Origin of the sequence: Streptomyces hilarionis (assembly GCF_024539675.1) — a bacterium.
In the GTDB taxonomy this organism is placed as follows: domain Bacteria; phylum Actinomycetota; class Actinomycetes; order Streptomycetales; family Streptomycetaceae; genus Streptomyces; species Streptomyces hilarionis.
In genome coordinates, this window is record NZ_JAHHIT010000048.1 from 43164 (window position 1) to 62199 (window position 19036).

Annotated in this window: 18 protein-coding genes and 1 pseudogene; 14 read left to right on the forward strand and 5 right to left on the reverse strand. The window is 71.5% G+C overall.

Going from position 1 to position 19036, the window contains the following annotated elements:
• Position 1 precedes the first annotated feature (1 nt).
• From KMS84_RS11810 to KMS84_RS11825, 4 genes are read left to right on the forward strand one after another with little or no spacing between them, the layout of a single operon-like run.
• Entirely contained in the window at positions 2 to 1051 is a 1050-nt protein-coding gene (locus KMS84_RS11810) for an ABC transporter substrate-binding protein (RefSeq protein WP_256916109.1), read from the forward strand.
• On the forward strand, positions 1048 to 2061 hold the full coding sequence (locus KMS84_RS11815) for a FecCD family ABC transporter permease (RefSeq protein ID WP_256916110.1): 1014 nt from the start codon (positions 1048 to 1050) through the stop codon (positions 2059 to 2061). Before KMS84_RS11810 ends, KMS84_RS11815 begins: the two co-directional genes overlap by 4 nt.
• On the forward strand, positions 2058 to 2879 hold the full coding sequence (locus KMS84_RS11820) for an ABC transporter ATP-binding protein (protein WP_256916111.1): 822 nt from the start codon (positions 2058 to 2060) through the stop codon (positions 2877 to 2879). The genes KMS84_RS11815 and KMS84_RS11820 overlap by 4 nt, the downstream gene beginning before the upstream one ends.
• Positions 2860 to 3252: a (2Fe-2S) ferredoxin domain-containing protein gene (locus KMS84_RS11825; protein WP_256916112.1), complete on the forward strand. Its 393-nt coding sequence runs from the start codon at positions 2860 to 2862 to the stop codon at positions 3250 to 3252. The genes KMS84_RS11820 and KMS84_RS11825 overlap by 20 nt, the downstream gene beginning before the upstream one ends.
• A gap of 41 nt (positions 3253 to 3293) precedes the next feature.
• Here the strand turns inward: KMS84_RS11825 and KMS84_RS11830 are convergent, their stop codons facing one another.
• The gene (locus tag KMS84_RS11830; RefSeq protein ID WP_256916113.1) at positions 3294 to 3812 is read right to left on the reverse strand and encodes a hypothetical protein; all 519 of its coding nucleotides are present in this window, start codon (positions 3810 to 3812) and stop codon (positions 3294 to 3296) included.
• Between the two features lie 98 nt (positions 3813 to 3910).
• On the reverse strand, positions 3911 to 5866 hold the full coding sequence (locus tag KMS84_RS11835; protein WP_256916114.1) for an APC family permease: 1956 nt from the start codon (positions 5864 to 5866) through the stop codon (positions 3911 to 3913).
• 500 nt (positions 5867 to 6366) lie between these two features.
• Between KMS84_RS11835 and KMS84_RS11840 the strand changes: the two genes are divergently transcribed.
• The 8 genes and pseudogenes from KMS84_RS11840 to KMS84_RS11875 all read left to right on the forward strand — a co-directional run bounded on the left by KMS84_RS11840 (position 6367) and on the right by KMS84_RS11875 (position 14713).
• Positions 6367 to 8202: an APC family permease gene (locus KMS84_RS11840; RefSeq protein ID WP_256916115.1), complete on the forward strand. Its 1836-nt coding sequence runs from the start codon at positions 6367 to 6369 to the stop codon at positions 8200 to 8202.
• A gap of 256 nt (positions 8203 to 8458) precedes the next feature.
• Positions 8459 to 8548, forward strand: coding sequence for a K(+)-transporting ATPase subunit F (gene kdpF, locus KMS84_RS11845; RefSeq protein WP_256916116.1), 90 nt, complete (start codon positions 8459 to 8461; stop codon positions 8546 to 8548).
• 8 nt (positions 8549 to 8556) lie between these two features.
• Positions 8557 to 10221 carry a potassium-transporting ATPase subunit KdpA gene (kdpA, locus tag KMS84_RS11850; protein WP_256916117.1) on the forward strand — a complete coding sequence of 555 codons (1665 nt, stop codon included), beginning with the start codon at positions 8557 to 8559 and terminating at the stop codon, positions 10219 to 10221.
• A complete protein-coding gene (kdpB, locus tag KMS84_RS11855) occupies positions 10218 to 12356 on the forward strand; it encodes a potassium-transporting ATPase subunit KdpB (protein ID WP_256916118.1) in 2139 nt (712 codons plus the stop codon). The genes kdpA and kdpB overlap by 4 nt, the downstream gene beginning before the upstream one ends.
• 5 nt (positions 12357 to 12361) lie before the next feature.
• On the forward strand, positions 12362 to 13030 hold the full coding sequence (locus KMS84_RS11860) for a potassium-transporting ATPase subunit C (protein WP_256916119.1): 669 nt from the start codon (positions 12362 to 12364) through the stop codon (positions 13028 to 13030).
• A 132-nt stretch (positions 13031 to 13162) separates the two neighbouring features.
• Entirely contained in the window at positions 13163 to 13846 is a 684-nt protein-coding gene (locus KMS84_RS11865) for a response regulator (RefSeq protein ID WP_256916120.1), read from the forward strand.
• A gap of 25 nt (positions 13847 to 13871) precedes the next feature.
• Positions 13872 to 14057 (forward strand): annotated as a pseudogene (locus KMS84_RS11870) (hypothetical protein); the annotation flags it as partial.
• Positions 14058 to 14173: 116 nt separating this feature from the next.
• Positions 14174 to 14713, forward strand: a complete 540-nt coding sequence (locus KMS84_RS11875) for a DUF1707 SHOCT-like domain-containing protein (protein WP_256916121.1) — start codon at positions 14174 to 14176, stop codon at positions 14711 to 14713.
• A gap of 20 nt (positions 14714 to 14733) precedes the next feature.
• On the opposite strand, the gene KMS84_RS11880 is transcribed toward KMS84_RS11875, so the two are convergent.
• The gene (locus KMS84_RS11880; RefSeq protein ID WP_256916122.1) at positions 14734 to 15495 is read right to left on the reverse strand and encodes an SDR family NAD(P)-dependent oxidoreductase; all 762 of its coding nucleotides are present in this window, start codon (positions 15493 to 15495) and stop codon (positions 14734 to 14736) included.
• Between KMS84_RS11880 and KMS84_RS11885 the strand changes: the two genes are divergently transcribed.
• Positions 15494 to 15940 (forward strand): MerR family transcriptional regulator, encoded by a 447-nt coding sequence (locus KMS84_RS11885; protein WP_256916123.1) that lies wholly within the window; start codon positions 15494 to 15496, stop codon positions 15938 to 15940. The genes KMS84_RS11880 and KMS84_RS11885 overlap by 2 nt on opposite strands.
• A 47-nt stretch (positions 15941 to 15987) precedes the next feature.
• Here the strand turns inward: KMS84_RS11885 and KMS84_RS11890 are convergent, their stop codons facing one another.
• Together KMS84_RS11890 and KMS84_RS11895 are read right to left on the reverse strand one after the other, a co-directional pair.
• Positions 15988 to 16773, reverse strand: a complete 786-nt coding sequence (locus KMS84_RS11890; RefSeq protein WP_256916124.1) for a DUF1963 domain-containing protein — start codon at positions 16771 to 16773, stop codon at positions 15988 to 15990.
• 453 nt (positions 16774 to 17226) lie between these two features.
• A complete protein-coding gene (locus KMS84_RS11895; RefSeq protein ID WP_256916125.1) occupies positions 17227 to 17607 on the reverse strand; it encodes a hypothetical protein in 381 nt (126 codons plus the stop codon).
• 312 nt (positions 17608 to 17919) lie between these two features.
• Between KMS84_RS11895 and KMS84_RS11900 the strand changes: the two genes are divergently transcribed.
• Positions 17920 to 19014, forward strand: a complete 1095-nt coding sequence (locus KMS84_RS11900; protein WP_256916126.1) for a GNAT family N-acetyltransferase — start codon at positions 17920 to 17922, stop codon at positions 19012 to 19014.
• The last annotated feature ends 22 nt before the right edge of the window (positions 19015 to 19036 follow it).

The window sequence follows — 19036 nt, forward strand, 5'->3', positions numbered from 1 at the left end:
CATGCCCGTGCTCCGCACCCCCGCCCCTTCCCGCCCCGCCGCGCTTCTCCTGGCGTCCGCCGTGCTGCTCACCGCCTGCGGCTCCTCCGGCAACAGCGCCGAACCGGAGAAGAGTTCGGCCGCCGGCTACCCGGTGACCCTCGACAACTGCGGTCACGAGACCACCCTGAAGGCGGCCCCGAAGCGGGCGGTCTCCCTCAACCAGGGCACCACGGAGATCCTGCTCTCCCTCGGCCTCGCCGACCGCATGGCCGGAACGGCCACCTGGACCGACCCGGTGATGAAGGGCCTGGAGAAGGCCGACGCGTCCGTGCCCCGCCTCGCCGACGACAACCCCTCCTTCGAGAAGGTCCTCGACGCCGAACCCGACTTCGTCACCGCCTCGTTCGTCTCGACCCTCGGCAGGGGCGGGGTCGCCACCCGCGAGCAGTTCGAGAAGCTGGGCGTGCCCACGTACGTCTCACCGTCCGACTGCTCCGCGGGCAAGGACAACGACAGCGGCGGCGACGGCTCGCGCAGCGCACCGCTCACCCTCGACGCCGTCTACGGCGAAGTGCGCGACCTGGCCCGCGCGTTCGGCGTCCAAGAGCGCGGCGAGAAGCTCGTCGCCTCGCTGAAGAAGCGGGTGAGCGCGGCGACCGCGGGACTGCGCGCCTCGGACGTCTCCCTCATGTACTGGTTCGCCAACTCCCAGTCGCCCTACCTCGCCGGCTGCTGCGGCGCTCCCGGCGCCGTCACCCGTGCGGTCGGCGCGAAGAACGCCTTCGCCGACACCCACGACGAATGGCCCCAGATCAACTGGGAGACCGTCGCCGACCGCGACCCCGACGTCCTCGTGATCGGCGACCTGACCCGCAAGCAGCAGACCGCCGAGACGGCCGCCGCCAAGATCCGCTTCCTGGAGACCGACCCGGCCACCCGCAACCTGACCGCCGTGAAGAAGAGGCGCTACGTCCTGGTGAGCGGGCAGGCGATGAACCCGTCCATCCGCACGGTCGAAGGGATCGAGCAGGTCGCGGCCGGTCTGCGCGGCTTCGGGTTCGCCAAGTGAGCCTGCGCTCCCCTTTGTTGACGATCTGCGGCCTGACCGCGCTGCTCGCGTCGATCGCCGTGGCCGTGACGATCGGGCCCGCCGACATCTCCACGGCGGACGTGTGGGCGTCCGTCGCGGCCCATCTCGGCCTCGGCGAGAGCGGGTTGACGCCGCTGCGGGACGGCATCGTGTGGGACCTGCGGATGCCCCGCACGCTGCTCGCGGCCGTGTGCGGGGCCGGACTCGCCGTCTGCGGCGCGGTCATGCAGTCGCTCCTGCGCAATCCGCTCGCCGACCCCTTCGTGCTCGGGGTCTCCTCCGGCGCCTCGACCGGGGCGGTCGCCGTGGTCGTGCTGGGCGTGGGCGGGGGAGCGGTGTCCCTGTCGGGCGGCGCCTTCCTCGGCGCGCTGCTCTCCTTCGCCCTGGTGCTGCTGCTCAGCCACACCCTCGGCGGCAGCACCGACCGCGTCGTCCTGTCGGGGGTCGCGGCCATGCAGCTGTTCTCCGCGCTGACCTCCTTCATCGTCCTGACCTCGGCGGACGCCGAGACCACCCGGGGCGTGCTGTTCTGGCTGCTCGGCTCGCTCACCGGCGCCGACTGGGGACAGGTCCTGCTCTGCGCCGTCGTCCTGGCGATCGTGCTCGTCGTCTGCCTCGGGTACGCCGCTACGCTCGACGCGTTCGCCTTCGGCGACGAGGCCGCCGCGGGCCTCGGGGTCCGGGTCGCCCGCACCCGCCTGGTCCTGCTCTGCGCGACGGCGCTGCTCACCGCCGCCCTGGTCAGCTGCGCCGGCGCGATCGGTTTCGTCGGCCTGGTGCTGCCGCACGCCACCCGCGCCCTCACCGGCTCCGGTCACGCCCGTCTGCTGCCGGTCACCGCGCTGACCGGGGCCGTCTTCCTGGTGTGGGTGGACACCCTCGCCCGCACCGTCCTCGACCCCCAGGAGGTCCCGGTGGGCGTGGTGACGTCCCTCATCGGCGTGCCGGCGTTCGTCGCCGTCCTCTACCGCGGACGGGGAAGAGCGTGACCAGCCTGCACGCGGACCGCGTCGGACGGCGCATCGGCGACAAGGTCGTCGTCGACGACGTCACCCTCACCCTGCGCCCCGGCGAGACCGTCGGCCTGCTCGGCCCCAACGGCTCGGGAAAGTCGACGGTGTTGAGGCTGCTGGCCGGGGTCCTCGCTCCCAGCGCCGGAGTCGTGACGCTGGACGGGCGCCCGCTCGCCGAGGTCGGGCGCCGTGCCGTCGCCCGTCGTGTCGCGACCGTCGAACAGCACGCCCACACCCCGACGGAACTGACCGTCCGGGACGTCGTCGCCCTCGGCCGCGTCCCGCACCGCCGCGCCTGGACGCCCCCGACGACCGCCGACGCGGCAGCGGTCTCCGAGGCGCTGCGGCGCACCGGACTGACCGACCGGGCCGGCCAGTCCTGGCACACCCTGTCCGGCGGTGAACGCCAGCGCGCCCAGATCGCCCGCGCGCTCGCGCAGGAGCCCCGCGAGCTCCTCCTCGACGAGCCCACCAACCACCTCGACATCCAGCACCAGCTCGAGCTGCTGGAACTCGTCGCGAGCCTGCCGGTCACCGCCGTGATCGCCCTGCACGACCTCAACCTCGCCGCGATGTACTGCGACCGCGTGCTCGTCCTGCGCGCCGGCCGCGCCGTCACCGAGGGCGCCTGCGCCGACGTCCTCACCCCCGACCTCATCGAACAGGTCTTCGGCGTCCGCGCCGAGGTCGCCCATGATCCCGGCCACCCCGTGATCCGCTTCCTGCGCCCGGTCGCCCGGGACGGATCTTCCCCGAACAGGAGTGTGACGAGCGATGTCCCGACAGCGCCCTGAAGCGGCCGCGACGCAGCGGCCCGGCGTCGGACCGGCTCCGAGCCGTGTCGTGGTCTGCCGGGACTGCTGCTGCGGAACCCCGAAGATCACCGGCGTGGACCACGACCGGCAGCTCGCGCGCCTGCGCGAGGAGGTGCCGGTCCGGGTGTCCGACTGCCTCGACGTGTGCGAACACGCCAACGTGATCGTCGTCCAGCCCTCCGCCGCCGCGCGCGCCGCGGGAGCCCGTCCGGTGTGGCTGGGCCTCGTGAACGACGCGGACGCCGTCGACGACATCGTGGGATGGATCAGGGCCGGCGGTCCCGGAGCCGCCCCCTGCCCCGACATCCTCGGCCTGTACGCCTTCACCCCGCCCCGGGGCAAGGGGCGCTGAGGCCGCGGACGCCCGGGCCGCGCCGCCGGTCGCGGCCCCGGTCAGGAGAGTCCGGAGGCGGCGAGGACCGCCCGTGCGGTCTCGTCGTCGATCCGGCGGCCGAGCCGTTCCAGGACGTCCGCGCCGTGGCGCAGCGTGCCGCGTCCGACGGCGCGGCGGACTCCCGTCTCCAGCTCGTGCCAGAGGAGGGGATTGGCGGTGAGGACGCGGGAGTCGAGTTCCAGGCGCCCGCCGTGAACGTCGCACAGGACGAGGTGCGAGGACACGCCGCCGTACTGGCGCACGGCGACCAGCGCGTCCGTGCGCACGGTGCGCAGGCCCCAGGGTGTGCGTACCGCCAGCCAGCCGGGCCCCGCGGTCACCCGGGGCGGGAGCAGGATGACGAGGACGGTGGCGGACAGGACCAGCCACAGCAGGCCCCGCGGCAGCGTCAGGCTGCCCGCGGCCCGGTCCACGAGCAGGCACAAGGCGCAGAACACCAGGGCGCAGGTCGCCGCCAGCCGGGCGCCGCCGCGCCAGTGGCGGTCGCCGACCGGGGACCGTGCGTCCGTCCGTGTCATGTCGCCGACGCTAGGCGGCCGCGTGGGGGCGGGGACCGTCGCTGACGGGGTTCTGACGCCGTGCGGGCCGATCCTGACGGGATCCTGACGCGGAGCGGTCAGCCGGTGTGGACGCGGGGGCGGCGGGTGCGGTCGGGCTCGGCCTCGCGCAGGACCTCGCGGGTGACCGGGGCGACCTCGCCCTGGCCGAAGAGGAAGAAGCGCAGGAAGTTGGCGAAGGGACCGCCCTCGGTCCACTCGAAGTAGATGTGCGGGATGCAGCCCGTCTCGTCACGGGCGTGCAGGAGCAGCGCGGCGAGGGCGTTGGGGATGGAGGAGGACTCCAGGGTCAGGACGCGGTAGCGGTTGTGGAGGACCTCGCCGCGCACGGTCAGTCCGGCCTCGAACTCGGAAGGGTCGGTCACCGTCACTTCGACGAAGACGAAGTCCTCCTGCTCCGGCATGTCGTTGTCGGCCCGGATCTGCTCGATCTTGTCCCGGTACTCGGCCTTGTCGCGCCGGTCGGGCTCGTTGGCGATGAAGCGCATCCGGCGGCTGGACATGTCCCGGATGAAACGTTGCGCCATGTCGTCCAGCGTCACGCTCGTCACGCGGAGCTCGAAGGCGCGGGCCAGCCGGGAGAGCAGCGAGACGAGGATGATGCCGGCGATGAAGCAGGCGCCGATCTTCACGCCGTCGGGGCGCTCGATGACGTTCGCGACGGTGACGTAGAGGAACACCGCCGAGATGACGGCGAAGCCGATCGTCCAGCCCCGCTGTCCGGCCTTGCGGGCGGCGATGGTCACGGCGATCGCCGCCGAGCTGATGAGCACCAGCACGCCGGTGGCGTACGCGCCGCCCTGCGCGTCGACGTCGGCGTCGAAGATCCAGGTGACCAGGAAGGCGATGAGGGTGAAGACGATGACCATGGGGCGGACGGCCCGTGCCCAGTGCGGGGCCATGCCGTAGCGGGGCAGGTACCGCGGCATGAGGTTCAGCAGACCGGCCATGGCCGAGGCGCCCGCGAACCACAGGATCGCGATGGTCGACACGTCGTAGACCGTGCCGAACGCGTTGCCCAGGTACTCGTGCGCCAGGTAGGCGAGGGCGCGTCCGTTGGCCGGGCCGCCGGACTCGAAGTCCTTCTCCGGTATGAGGAGGGTGGTGATGAAGCTGGTGGCGATCAGGAAGACGCTCATGATGAGAGCGGCGGTCGTCAGCAGCTTCTTGGTGTCCCGGATCCGCCCTTGCGGGCGTTCCTCCGTGTCGCCGTCGTCGCCCTTCACGTGGGGCATGACCGCGACGCCGGTCTCGAAGCCGGACAGGCCCAGCGCCAGTTTGGGGAAGACGAGCAGGGCCACGCCGACCATGGCGAAGACGTTGCCGTGCTCGGCGGTGAGCGCGTCGGCCCAGTCGGTGATCACATGGCCCGCCGTGGCGACGTGCCACACGCCCACGGCCACGACCACGACGTTCAGCGCGAGGTACACGCCCACCAGGGCGACCGCGACGCCTATGGCCTCCAGGAAGCCCTTGAGGAACACGGCGCCGAGCAGGGCGACCAGGATCAGGGTGATCAGCATCTGCTTGCCGTGCAGGGTCTCGGTCAGGTGCGGGTTCTCGACCAGGTGGGTCGAGGCGTCGGCCGCCGAGAGCGTGATGGTGATCAGGAAGTCGGTGGCGGCGAAGCCCAGCAGGGTCAGGACGAACAGCTTGCCCTGCCAGAACGACAGCAGCCGCTCCAGCATCGAGATCGAGCCCTCGCCGTGCGGGCTCTCCTCGGCCACCCGACGGTAGACCGGCAGGGCGCCGATCAGGGTGACTATGACGAGCACGATGGTCGCGACGGGGGAGAGCAGTCCGGCCGCGAGCGCGGCGATGCCGGGCTGGTAGCCGAGTGTGGAGAAGTAGTCGACGCCGGTCAGGCACATCACCCGGTACCAGGGCTGCCCCTTGTGCGGGGCCTCGGGAGTGGCGTGCGGACCCGTGTGGCCGCCGGACTTGCCCATGTCGGACAGGCCCTGGAGCATCCACGTCCGCATACGGCTGGGCGGCGGGTGTTCGGTCGTGGCCATCGGCGTGCTCTCCCGGTGTGCGGCTCGGCGTGGGGCTTTCGGCCATCACGCGGGCGGGGCCACCAGCGTATGCAGAGAGTGACGTGAGGGCCGAGGGATGGATCACACGCGGGCGTCAGGGTTGCGTTAAGACCGGCCGCGAGAACGCAGGTGGCAGGTCGGGCCGCCGCCGTGCGGGTGCGGCGGACGGGGTTGGGCCGTACGGGGGCGCAGACGCCGACCGTGACGGCCTCGACGTCGCGCGCGGCGGATGTGCGGGCGTCCGTGGCCCAGGGGCCCGAGGATCCGGATGCTCGGCCCGCCGGGCAGGGGGCGCCGCGGAAACCCGTGGTCTGCGCCCTGCCCGGCGGCGCCGGCCGTCAGGACGCCGTCAAGTTCGGCCGTCCGGGCGCGAAGAAGCCGCAAGCGACCGTCCGGCAGGACGGGTGACGGACGGAACCTGGTGGCCGCCGCGCACCTTCCGTCCCGCGCGCGGCCGAGGCACGAAGGAGCACACGCCCATGACCGTCCCGACCACCGAGCCGGACGCCGTTCCCGTCGGCGACGAGCCGCCCGACCCCGGCGAGCGCCACCGCCTGACCGCCGTCACCGGACTCGCCGCCCTGTCGCTGGACGCGATGGCCTCCGTGGCGTACGGGCCCGAGGCGATCGTGCTCGTGCTGGCCGCCGCGGGCGCGCGCGGTCTGGGCTTCACACTGCCGGTGACGCTGGCCATCGCCGGCCTGCTGGCGGTGCTGGTGGCCTCGTACCGCCAGGTGATCGCGGCCTTCCCGGACGGCGGCGGCTCCTACGCCGTCGCCCGGACGCATCTCGGGGATCGCGCCGGCCTGGTGGCCGCCGCCTCGCTGGTGCTGGACTACGTGCTCAACGTCGCCGTCGCCGTCACGGCCGGCGTGGCCGCGCTGACCTCCGCCTTCCCGGCGCTGTACGGGGACCGGCTCTGGCTGTGCCTGGTGGTGCTCGCCCTGATCACGGGCGTCAACCTGCGGGGCATCGTGGAGTCCGCGAGGGCGTTCATCGTGCCGACCGTCGTCTTCGTCGGCTCGATCTTCGTCGTGATCGTCGTCGGTCTGTTCCGCTCCCACCCGGTGAGCACGGCGACCGCGGCCGGGCACGCCTCGGTCCTCGCCGACAACGCCTCCGGCATGGGCGCCCTGCTCCTGCTGAAAGCCTTCGCCTCCGGGTGCGCCGCGCTCACCGGCGTGGAGGCCATCGCCAACGCGGTGCCCTCCTTCCGCCGCCCGCGGGTCCGGCGGGCCCAGCGCGCGGAGGCGGCGCTCGGCGCCGTACTCGCGCTGATGCTGATCGGCCTGTCGGTGCTGATCGGCCGCTTCCACCTCCAGCCGGTCGAGGGCGTCACCGTCCTCGCCCAGCTCGCGGACGCCTCACTCGGTCACAACGGGGCCTTCTACGTGATGCAGTTCGCGACGATGATCCTGCTGGCGCTGTCCGCCAACACGTCCTTCGGCGGCCTGCCGGTGCTGCTGAAGCTGCTCGCCCGGGACAACTACGCACCCCACGTCTTCGCGTTGAAGGCCGACCGTCAGGTCCACCGCCACGGCGTGCTGGCCCTGGCCGTCGTGTCGGCCGCGCTCCTGGTCGTCTCCGGCGGCGACACCAACACCCTGGTGCCGCTGTTCGCGATCGGCGTCTTCGTCGGCTTCACGATCGCCCAGGTGGGGATGGTCCGGCACTGGCGATCGGAGCGCGCCGGGGGCCGGCGCGGCAAGGCGCTGCTCAACGGCTTCGGCGCGGTCCTGACCGCAGCGGCCACGGTCGTGGTGACGGTGTCCAAGTTCGAAGAGGGCGCGTGGCTGATCGTGGTGGCCCTCCCGTTGATCGTCGTCGCCTTCGAGGCCGTCCACCGGGCCTACGGCCGGATCGGGGAGCGGCTCGGCCTCGGCCGCATACCCGGGCATCCGCACCGGGCGCGCTCGCTGGTGATCGTCCCGGTGTCGTCGCTCTCCCGCCTGACGGCGGAGGCCCTGAGCGCGGCCGCCTCCCTGGGCGACGAGGTCCGCGCGGTCACCGTCTGCTGTCCCGACCCCGAGGACCGCGCGCAAGCGCACGCCCTGGCACGCGCCTGGGCGCAATGGGATCCCGGCGTCCCCCTGGTCGCGCTGGCGTGCGAGCGGCGCAGCCTGGGCCGTTCCCTCGCCGCCCACGTCCGCGAGACGGCCGCCTCGCTGCCGGGCACGCGGGTCACCGTCCTCATTCCGGAGACGGAGCGGCTGTGGCAGCGCCTGCTCCAGAACCAGCGCGGCGCGGTCGTCGCGCACGCCGTGCGCAGGGAGACCGACGCGGTGATCTGCCGGCTGCGCTTCCGGCTGCTGTGAGCCGGGTCACCGATGTCACGGCTGCCCGCCCACCGGCAGGAGCCCGGGCCGTAAGAGTCCCGTCAAAGCCGTGCGCGCAGCCGTATGGGAGCCGTCAACGACCGGTCGGATGCGGTCGGAGACGCGGTTTCCTTCAACCGTCCGCTTTTCATCGAACCTCACTCCAGGAGCTCGCGATGGCCGATCTGGCCTTCGTCGTCACCGTGCTCGCGTCCTTCGCGCTGGTGGCCCTCGCCGCCAAGGGGGTGACCAAGCTGTGACCGCCGAGAACATCGTCGGCCTCGTCGTGGCCGTCGCCCTGCTGGGCTATCTCATCCTCGCCCTGATCTTCCCGGAGAGGTTCTGAGCCACGACATGGGTCCCGTACTCGCCGGCGTCCTCCAGCTGCTCGCTCTCACAGGAGCGCTGGCGCTCGCCTACATCCCCCTCGGCAGCTACATGGCCAGGGTCTACTCCTCCGACAGGCACTGGCGCGTGGAGAAGTGGATCTACAAGGGCATCGGCGCCGACCCCGACACCGAGATGCGCTGGCCCGCGTACCTGCGCGGCGTTCTGGCCTTCTCCGCAGCCGGCGTCCTCTTCCTCTACCTGTTGCAGCGGCTCCAGGGGGTGCTGCCCGGCTCGCTCGGCTTCTCCTCGGTGAATCCGGCGCAGTCGTTCAACACGGCCGTCTCCTTCGTGACCAACACCAACTGGCAGTCGTACTACGGCGAGCAGACCATGGGTCACCTCGTGCAGACCGCCGGGCTCGCCGTGCAGAACTTCGTCTCCGCGGCCGTCGGCATCGCCGTCGCCGTGGCGCTGGTGCGCGGCTTCGCCCGCTCCCGTACCGGTGAGCTGGGCAACTTCTGGGCCGACCTGGTGCGCGGCACGATACGCATCCTGGTGCCGGGCGCCGCGATCGCCGCGGTCGTGCTGGTGGCGTGCGGCGTGATCCAGAACTTCTCCGGCATCCACGAGGTCGGCCAGTTCATGGGCGGCTCGCAGCAGTGGAACGGCGGCGCGGTCGCCTCCCAGGAGGCCATCAAGGAGCTGGGCACCAACGGCGGCGGTTACTTCAACGCCAACTCCGCCCACCCCTTCGAGAACCCCACCCCCTTCACCAACCTTTTCGAGATCTTCCTGATCCTGGTGATCCCCTTCAGCCTGACGCGCACCTTCGGCGTGATGGTCGGCTCGGTGAAGCAGGGTTACGCGATCCTCGCCACGATGGGCGCCATCTGGCTGGGCTTCGTCGCCCTGATGATGTGGACCGAGTTCGCCCACCACGGCCCGGCGCTCCAGGCGGCCGGCGGGGCGCTGGAGGGCAAGGAGGTGCGCTTCGGCGTCGGCTCCTCGTCGATCTTCGCGGTGTCCACGACGCTCACCTCGACCGGCGCGGTGGACTCCTTCCACTCGTCGTTCACCGGGCTGGGCGGCGGGATCGCCATGCTCGGCATGATGCTGGGCGAGATCGCGCCCGGCGGTACCGGCTCCGGTCTCTACGGCATGCTGGTCATGGCCGTCATCGCGGTGTTCATCGCCGGTCTGATGGTCGGCCGTACGCCCGAGTACCTGGGCAAGAAGATCGGCTCCCGCGAGATCAAGCTGGCGGCCTGCTACATCCTCGTCACCCCGGCCCTCGTGCTCGTCTTCACCGCCGCGTCCATGGCGCTGCCGACGCCGCCGCACTCGATGCTCAACTCCGGTGCGCACGGCTTCTCGGAGGTGCTGTACGCCTTCACCTCGGCCTCCAACAACAACGGCTCGGCCTTCGCCGGTCTCAACGCGAACACCGACTGGTACAACACGATGACCGGACTCGCCATGCTGTTCGGCCGCTTCCTGCCGATGGTGTTCGTGCTGGCGCTGGCCGGCTCGCTCGCCGAGCAGCAGCCGGTCCCGGTGACCGCGGGCACGTTGCGCACGGAGAAGCCGCTGTTCACCGGCCTGTTGGTGGGCGCGATCCTCATCATCACCGGTCTGACGTACTTCCCGGCCCTGGCGCTGGGCCCGCTGGCCGAGGGGCTGGCGTCATGACCACCCGTACCGAGAAGTCAGAGGACTCCATGTCCACAGCCACCCCCACCCGGGCGCCGCACAGCGACGTGCCCACCGGGCACAAGCCTGCCGAGGGCCGTGTCGGCGCGGGCCTCTTCGACCCCAAGCAGCTCCTGAAGTCGCTGCCGGACGCCTTCCGCAAGCTCGACCCGCGCGTCATGGTCAAGTCGCCCGTGATGTTCGTGGTGTGGATCGGCTCCCTGCTGACCACCGTGTTCTCCTTCAAGGACCCGGGTGACTGGTTCGGCTGGGCGATCAGCGCCTGGCTGTGGCTCACCGTGGTCTTCGCCAACCTGGCGGAGGCCGTCGCCGAGGGGCGCGGCAAGGCGCAGGCCGACACGCTGCGCAAGGCCAAGACCGACACCATGGCGCGCCGACTCCTCGCGGACGGCACGACCGAGGAACAGGTCCCGGGCACCGAGCTGAAGATCGGTGACCTGGTGGTCTGCGAGGCCGGCGACGTCATTCCCGGTGACGGTGACGTCGTCGAGGGCGTCGCCTCGGTCGACGAGTCGGCGATCACCGGGGAGTCGGCCCCGGTCATCCGCGAGTCGGGCGGCGACCGGTCGGCCGTCACCGGCGGCACGAAGGTCCTCTCCGACCGCATCGTCATCAAGATCACGACGAGGCCGGGCGAGACCTTCATCGACCGCATGATCAACCTGGTCGAGGGCGCGGCCCGGCAGAAGACGCCGAACGAGATCGCGCTGAACATCCTGCTCGCCTCGCTGACGATCGTCTTCCTGCTGGCCTGCGCCACGCTGCCGCCGTTCGCCGACTACGCGGGCACGCACCTGACGATGGTCGTGCTGGTCGCGCTCCTGGTCTGCCTCATCCCGACCACCATCGGCGCGCTCCTCTCCGCGATCGGCATCGCGGGCATGGACCGTCTCGTCCAGCGCAACGTGCTCGCCATGTCGGGCAGGGCGGTCGAGGCCGCCGGAGACGTCTCGACGCTGTTGCTGGACAAGACCGGCACCATCACCCTCGGCAACCGCCAGGCCTCCGAGTTCGTGCCGGTCCGGGGCGCGACTCAGGCCGAACTGGCCGACGCCGCCCAGCTGTCGTCGCTGGCCGACGAGACGCCCGAGGGCCGCTCCATCGTCGTCCTGGCGAAGGAGGCCTACGGCCTGCGGGAGCGCCACCGGGGAGAGCTGGCCGGGGCCGAGTGGATCGACTTCACCGCCCAGACCCGGATGTCGGGCGTGGACGTCGACGGGCGCAAGATCCGCAAGGGCGCGAGCGGTTCGGTCGTCGCCTGGGTCCAGGAGGAGGGCGGCGCCGTCGCGGACGACGCGGACGCGCTGTCCGGCGCCATCTCGCAGGCGGGCGGCACGCCGCTGCTCGTCGCCGTCAAGGACGAGCTGGGGGCCCGCGTCCTGGGCGTCATCCACCTCAAGGACGTCGTCAAGGACGGCATGCGGGAGCGGTTCGACGAACTGCGCCGCATGGGCATCAAGACCGTCATGATCACGGGTGACAACCCGCTGACCGCCAGGGCGATCGCCGAGGAGGCGGGTGTCGACGACTTCCTCGCCGAGGCCACCCCCGAGGACAAGATGGCGCTCATCAAGAGGGAGCAGGCGGGCGGCAAGCTCGTCGCGATGACCGGCGACGGCACCAACGACGCCCCGGCGCTCGCCCAGGCGGACGTCGGCGTGGCGATGAACACGGGGACGTCGGCCGCCAAGGAGGCCGGCAACATGGTCGACCTCGACTCCAACCCCACCAAGCTCATCGAGATCGTCGAGATCGGCAAACAACTCCTGATCACCCGGGGCGCGTTGACCACGTTCTCCATCGCCAACGACGTCGCGAAGTACTTCGCGATCATCCCGGCGCTGTTCGCGGCCGTCTACCCGGGCCTGGACGAGCTCAACATCATGGGCCTGTCCTCCCCCGACTCCGCGATCCTGTCCGCCGTCATCTTCAACGCGCTGATCATCATCGCGCTGGTCCCGCTGTCCCTGAAGGGCGTGCGGTACCGGCCGGTGAGCGCCGACAAGATGCTGCGCCGCAACCTCACGATCTACGGCATCGGCGGCCTCATCGCGCCGTTCATCGGCATCAAACTCATCGACGTGCTCCTCTCCCTCATCCCCGGAATCGGCTGATCGCCATGAACAACTCCTTCGTGAACACCGCCCGGTTGCTCGGGGCGGGCCTGCGCGCCCTCCTCGTGCTGACCCTGGTGACGGGCGTCGTCTACCCCCTGGTCGTCACCGGCGCCGCGCAGGCGCTGTTCCACGGCCAGGCCAACGGTTCCGAGGTCGAGTCGGACGGCACAGTCGTCGGCTCGTCCCTGATCGGGCAGTCGTACAACCTGCCGCTGAGCAAGGGCCAGAAAACCCCCGACCCGGACCTGAAGTGGTTCCAGGGCCGCCCGGCGAACGGGCTCGGAAGCAACAGCATCAACACCCGGTACAAGCTGCTGCTGTCCGGCGCGACCAACCTCTCCGCCGACGACAAGGACCTGGTCCAGCAGGTGAAGGACGCCAAGGCGGCCGTCATCAAGGACAACTCGGTGCCCGGCTACACGGTCACCGCCTCCCAGGTGCCCGCCGACGCGGTCACGTCCTCCGGCTCGGGTCTGGACCCGGACATCTCCCCGCAGTACGCGGACATCCAGGTCCACCGGGTCGCCGCGAAGAACGGCCTCCCGGCGGCCCGGGTCGAGAAGCTGGTCGAGGACCACACCCGGGGCCGGACCCTCGGCTTCATGGGCGAACCCCGGGTGAACGTCCTCCAACTCAACCTCGCGCTCAGGGATGTGCTGGCCGGGCGCTGACGGGTCGCGCCGCCTGTGCGGGAGCCGGCCGCCGGACCTCGTTACCGATCGGCCGGCTCCCGCCGCGCCGACGTCGGCTGCCTCGCGTCCGGTGCCGCCCGGCCCGACGCACGACACGAAAGGCACGCACCCATGACCAGGGTGTTGGTGGTGGAGGACGACCCGCAGCTCGTGCGGGCCCTCGTGATCAACCTCCAGGCGCGCAGGTACGGCGTCGACGCCGCGCCGGACGGGGCCACGGCCCTGCGGCTGGCCGCAGCCCGTCAGCCCGACGTGGTGCTGCTCGACCTCGGGCTGCCCGACATGGACGGCATCGAGGTCATCGCGGCGCTGCGCGGCTGGACCCGGGTGCCGATCCTGATCCTGTCCGCGCGCCAGGGGTCCGACGAGAAGGTCGCCGCGCTCGACGCGGGAGCCGACGACTACGTCACCAAGCCGTTCGACATGAACGAGCTCCTCGCACGGCTGCGGGCCGCGGTCCGCCGCACCGACGACACCCCGCTCGCCCCGGAGACGACCTTCGTGGAGACCGCGGACTTCAGCATCGACCTGCTCGCCAAGAAGGTCGTCCGGGGCGGACGGGACGTACGGCTGACCCCGACCGAATGGCACCTGCTGGAGATCCTGGTGACCAACCCCGGGCGGCTGATCACGCAGAAGCACCTCCTGCGCGAGGTCTGGGGCGCCTCCCAGAGCAGCAAGACCAACTACCTGCGCGTCTACATGGCCCAGCTCCGCCGCAAACTGGAGACGGACCCCGCGCACCCCCGTCACCTGATCACCGAGCCCGGCATGGGCTACCGCTTCGAAGGATGACATGGCACGCGGAAAGCTCCGGATCCCCCTCGGTGCTGCGCCCGGCGTCGGACTCGGCCTCGGCCTCGCCCGCGGCTTCGCCGAAGCCCTGGGCGACGCCCTGGGCGCCGAGGACACCCCCGGCGGCGGCCTCACGATGGTGCTCGGCGTGCCGACGGCGCCGCAACGCCGACCGGGGCATCCGGACCTGCCGACCGCCGCCGCCTCATGACCGACGGGAGCCCGGCCGCCGTCCCGGTACCGACACGGCGCCCACGACCGGAGGATGCGAACCGCCTCGTGCGGTCTCCGCGGACCAGCGGCCGCGGCGCTGTTACCGTACCTGCCATGTCCAACGAGTCGCCCGACGTACGGGCATCGCACGAGGATCGCGACCGCGTGGTGGACGAGCTGCGGGTCGCCGCCGGGGACGGCCGACTCGACGCCGAGGAACTCGACAGCCGACTGGAGCGTGCGCTCTCGGCGCGCACGCTCGGCGAGTTGGCCGAACTCACCGCCGACCTGCCGGCCTCGGCCATGGCGAAGGCCAAGGACGTGCTCGTGGTGGGTCAACACGGCGGCAGGTACGTACGGGAGGGGCGCTGGTACGTACCCGCGCGCATCGAGCTGCGCTCGCAACACTCCCGGGTCACCCTCGACTTCTCCCACGCGCTGATCACTTCGGGCGTCCTGCGGATCGACATGGAGATGGTGCACAGCAAGCTGTTCCTCGTCGGCTCGCCGGACATCGTGATCGACGCCGACGGCCTCAGCGCCACCTACTCCAAGGTGAAGCTCCGCACCAGGAGTCACGTCGCCGATCCACGCCTGCGCGTCGAACTCGCCGGAACCCTTCTGCACGCGAAGATCGTCGAGAAGCGACGCTGACGCGAGGCGCAGACACCGCTTCAGGACAACATCCGTCGCGCGACGGCCAGGGACAGGCGCGTCGGCAGCAGTCTTCCGAACAGCAGAGCGGCCAGCGCGTTGGCTCTGCCGTCGATGACCGCCGGCCCGTTGCCCGACAGGGCGCGCAACACCGTGGTGGCCACAGCCTCGCTGCTCCGCGTGCCGCGGGGGTTCATCGGCGTCTTCGTGGGGCCGGGACTGACCGCCACCACCCGGACCCCGGTGCCCTGGGTCTCGGCCCACAGCGCTTGGGTGAACGAGACGACGTACGCCTTCGTCGCCGCGTACACCGCCAGATAGGGGGCGGGCGTGTACCCGCCGGTGCTCGCGATGTTGACGACGGCTCCATGGCCACGGGCGACCATCGCGGGCACCAGCAGGGCGGTCAACTCGGTCAAGGCGTTGACGTTGAGGTTGATCAGGGACCGGAACCGGGCCGGATCGCCGTCGACCACCGGACCGCGCGTGCTGACACCGGCGTTGTTCACCAGCATCTCCACCTCGATGCCCTCGTCGGCCAACCTCTCGGCCAGCCGCGTCGGCGCCTCGGCAGTGGCGAGATCGGCCGGAAGGGCCCGCACGGTCACTCCGTGACGACGGCTCAGCCGCGCGGCCGCCTCGTCGAGCCCGCCCGCGTCGCGGGCGACCAGGACCAGGTGCACGCCGGAGGCGGCCAGCCGCTCGGCGATGGCCGCCCCGATGCCGTGGGAGGCGCCGGTGACGACGGCGAACTTGTCGCGCAGGTGCGCTGTTGTGATCATGGTCCCGACGCTAGACCTTGACGTCAATGTCAAGGTCAAGGTGAACTGGAGCATGCGCATCGGCGAGTTGAGCAAGGTGACCGGCGTCAGCAGCCGGGCACTGCGCTACTACGAACAGCAGGGCCTGCTGCGCAGCGAGCGCCGGCCCAACGGGTACCGCGAGTACGCTCCCGAGTCGGCCGAGGTCGTCGCGTTCGTCCAGGACATGTTCCACGCCGGTCTGTCCTCCGACGTCATCCGGGACATCCTGCCCTGCGCCCGGGACGAGCACCCGGGTGGCGACTGCGCCGCACTCCTCGCGCGCGTCCGGCAGGTCCGCGACGAACTCGCGCGGCAGGAGCGCCACATCGCCGAGCGTCGCCGGCGCCTGGACGCCTATCTCACCGACGGCTACGGGACGCGTCCGGTCCCCCCGCCAGCGGCCCGTGCCGAGTCCGTCCGGTAGGCGGAACGAACCCGGGTCGGGGCCCCGGCCGGGAGACCGGTGGCCTTTCAGACCTGCTGCTCGAACTGCAAGGCTTCGTACCGGCGCCTTGCGATGTCCGCGCGGGTGCCGACGATCAGGGTCTGGGTGTAGACGTGGGAGTCGATCGACTGTCCGTGTATCTGCGCGAGGAGGACGAGATCGCCCTCGTCCGGAGCCGACTGCCAAGGGCTGGAGAAACCGCCCAGTTGGACGGCGACTCCGTGCGAGGCGCCGCCCGCTGCCGCACTCCGCACGGCGTCCTCGAAAGCGTCCAGGACGTCGTCCCGGTCCGCGCCACCGTCCAGGAACGCGCCGGTCGCCGGACCGTCGCGCCAGTCGGGCGAGACGGTCAGCCCCGGCACCGGATACCGAACACCCGGCCGGTAGACCCTGACCTGCTCCGCCTCCCCGTCGAGCTCATACGTCGCCGAGCGTTCCGTGGTCCGCACGCCGTCGGGAACGTGGAGCACCACCGACGACTCCGGCTCGTACTCGATCTGGGTGAAGAACAACAGCTCCCCGTCGGACGGCAGTTCGATGTCCAGGGCTTCACGAGGGAGCGCCGCGCAATCGACGGTCAGCACCAGAGGGTCGCGCTCGTCGGGCCAGTCGACGCCGTCCGGCAGGGAGGGGAGGCCTCCGGTGCGCGCGGCGGGACGGGCCTCTTCCTGCTGGGCGGGCGTCAGGTCGTGGAAGGCGACCAAGTGCAGGCACGGTCGGGCCCCGGCGAGCAACTCCTGTGCGACCGGCCCAGGAACGCCGTGCTCCGCCGCCGTCCGGAGAACGAGCTCTTCCCCGCGCGAAACAGTCATGCCGCGATCATGCCAGCACCCACTGACACCGGCGTTCCTCCCATTCCTCGCCTGACAAGCGCAGTTACCGCGCAAGACGGCGGTGCTTCGGCCGGACCGACACCGGACGCGGGCGACGGCCCTGCCGGAGCGCTCCGGTCAGGGACATTCGGCCCAGGGTTCGCAGCCACGTCGCCGAACTGCTCGGCCGGGCTCTCCGCCGCGTCGGACACCTTCGTCACGGGTCTCGCCGCCCCCGGCCGCCGGGGCCGTCGTGAGGCTCGCGGGCCGGTCGTCGCCTGTCGAGTCCGCGGCCACCGCTCTCGCGGTTCACCCGGCGGCATGACCGGTCGCCCGAAAGTTCGCCTCCGCGGTTCTCTCCGTTCCGGCCGCCGTGCCCGTACGCCTCGCCGATCATGGACGAGACATGACTGTGCACCCGCATCCTCTCGCCCTGTCCTGCCCTCTGGCCGCTCACGGCAAGGCCGCGACGAGAGCGTTGCCGGCCGTCGGCCCGACCACGACCACCACGGCCCCGGCCGTGGCCGACCACCACCCGGTCTTCGCGCGCACCGCCTCCTTCGCCGCGTTCCCGGCGGTGGCTCCGGCCCTTCTCGCGGGGGCCCTGCTGTGTCTGCGCGCCTCCCGGTCCGGCGCCCTGCCGCCAGATCCCGGCGCCATGGCGCGGGCGCAGGCCGCGGCGTGCTGCTGGTTCTCCTTCGCCGCTTCCGGCTCCAGCCCCACGGGAAGGGCTGTGCACGGGGGCTCGGGCGGCGCGATCCACCTGGCGGCGACCCTGGTCACCGTGTGCGCGCTGCGCGCCGTGACCGGTTCCCGGTTCCGTCTCTCGGCCATGGTGCACGCGGGTCTGCGCGGTCTCCTCCGCCTTCTTCGCGCTCTGATGTTCGCGCCGACGTCCACGGTCCCGGCCGAGGACCCGAGCCGGTTCTCCGGAACGTGTGCCGACGACGACACGCGGGCCTTCGAAGCGCTGTGCGCCGGCGCGGCCGGTCGCCGAGGCCCTCCCCGGCGCCTGACGGGCCGCTGTCACCTCCGGGTACCGCACGGGTCGCCGAACTCCGCGGCGTCCCGCGGTCCGACCGATCGCGCACCTCATCGCCCCGTGGGATCGCTCGCGATGCCGCGAAACCAGGACCAGGGACCTCCATGACGACTCCACGCATCCACATCGTGCACGCCGGCGATCTCACGCCGGGCGACCTCGACCTCTGGAACGCGCTACGACGCGTCGCAACCGCCGCCCCCGCCAACCCCTTCATGAGCGCCGAGTTCACCCAGGCCGTCGGCCGGGTGCGTCGCGACGCCCGGGTGGCGGTGCTCCGCCACGGGCGCCGACCCGTCGGCTACTTCCCCTACCAGCAGGGTCGGTGGGGCCACGGCCGCGCGGTCGGTCTGGGGGTCTCCGACTGTCAGGGCGTCGTCCTGCACCCCGACGACGTGGACCTCGACCCACGCCACCTCATGCGCGCCTGCTCCTTGAACGCCTGGGAGTTCAATCACCTCGAAAGCGGCCAGGACCTCTTCATCCCGTACGCCACGGGCCGGTTCGCGTCTCCCGTGGTCGACCTCACGCATGGCTACGCGGCGTACGAGACCCACCTGCGCGCCCACTCGCGAAGCCTCTTGAAATCGACCCGGGCCCAAGAGCGCCGCCTGGCACGGCACCTCGGGCCCCTGCGCTTCGTCCACGACGAGCGTCACCCGGCGGCGCTGCGGACCCTCGTCGAGTGGAAGTCCGCCCACTACCGCCGTACCGGGCGCCGCGACCCGTTCGACCAGCGGTGGATCAGCGATCTCGTGCACCTGCTGGCCGACACGACGTCACCGGACTGTTCGGGCGTCCTCTCGGTGCTCTACGCCGCTGAACGCCCGGTCGCCGCCCACTTCGGCCTGCGCTCGCGGACGGTCCTTTCCTGCTGGTTCCCCTCCTACGACCGAACCGTCGCCACTTTCTCCCCCGGCCGGATCCTCTATCTCCGCATGATCGAGGCCGCTGCCGCGTCCGGTGTCCGGCTGATCGACTTCGGCAGGGGCGAGGCCGCCTACAAGGATTCCTTCAAGACGGGCGACCTGATGGTCCACGAAGGAGTGCTGCGCACGTCCGGTCCGGGCGCCGCCTTGCACTGGCTGCGTCGTGAGCCGCTCCGGGCGGCGCATCGCGTGGTGCGCGAGAACCCCGCGCTGAAGAGGGCGGCGGTACGCACCCTGAGGGCCGTCGGCACGATCCGTGGCTCCGCGTGACAGCCGGTCATGGCGCGTGATC

Excerpts from the sequence above, each read along its gene's own strand:
- KMS84_RS11810 (WP_256916109.1), top strand. The coding sequence starts at position 2 with ATGCCCGTGCTCCGCACCCCCGCCCCTTCCCGCCCCGCCGCGCTTCTC.
- KMS84_RS11825 (WP_256916112.1), top strand. The coding sequence starts at position 2,860 with ATGTCCCGACAGCGCCCTGAAGCGGCCGCGACGCAGCGGCCCGGCGTC.
- KMS84_RS11830 (WP_256916113.1), bottom strand. The coding sequence starts at position 3,812 with ATGACACGGACGGACGCACGGTCCCCGGTCGGCGACCGCCACTGGCGC.
- KMS84_RS11835 (WP_256916114.1), bottom strand. The coding sequence starts at position 5,866 with ATGGCCACGACCGAACACCCGCCGCCCAGCCGTATGCGGACGTGGATG.
- KMS84_RS11840 (WP_256916115.1), top strand. The coding sequence starts at position 6,367 with ATGACCGTCCCGACCACCGAGCCGGACGCCGTTCCCGTCGGCGACGAG.
- kdpA (WP_256916117.1), top strand. The coding sequence starts at position 8,557 with ATGGGTCCCGTACTCGCCGGCGTCCTCCAGCTGCTCGCTCTCACAGGA.
- kdpB (WP_256916118.1), top strand. The coding sequence starts at position 10,218 with ATGACCACCCGTACCGAGAAGTCAGAGGACTCCATGTCCACAGCCACC.
- KMS84_RS11860 (WP_256916119.1), top strand. The coding sequence starts at position 12,362 with ATGAACAACTCCTTCGTGAACACCGCCCGGTTGCTCGGGGCGGGCCTG.
- KMS84_RS11865 (WP_256916120.1), top strand. The coding sequence starts at position 13,163 with ATGACCAGGGTGTTGGTGGTGGAGGACGACCCGCAGCTCGTGCGGGCC.
- KMS84_RS11875 (WP_256916121.1), top strand. The coding sequence starts at position 14,174 with ATGTCCAACGAGTCGCCCGACGTACGGGCATCGCACGAGGATCGCGAC.
- KMS84_RS11885 (WP_256916123.1), top strand. The coding sequence starts at position 15,494 with ATGGTCCCGACGCTAGACCTTGACGTCAATGTCAAGGTCAAGGTGAAC.
- KMS84_RS11880 (WP_256916122.1), bottom strand. The coding sequence starts at position 15,495 with ATGATCACAACAGCGCACCTGCGCGACAAGTTCGCCGTCGTCACCGGC.
- KMS84_RS11890 (WP_256916124.1), bottom strand. The coding sequence starts at position 16,773 with ATGACTGTTTCGCGCGGGGAAGAGCTCGTTCTCCGGACGGCGGCGGAG.
- KMS84_RS11895 (WP_256916125.1), bottom strand. The coding sequence starts at position 17,607 with ATGGCCGAGAGACGGAACCGGGAACCGGTCACGGCGCGCAGCGCGCAC.
- KMS84_RS11900 (WP_256916126.1), top strand. The coding sequence starts at position 17,920 with ATGACGACTCCACGCATCCACATCGTGCACGCCGGCGATCTCACGCCG.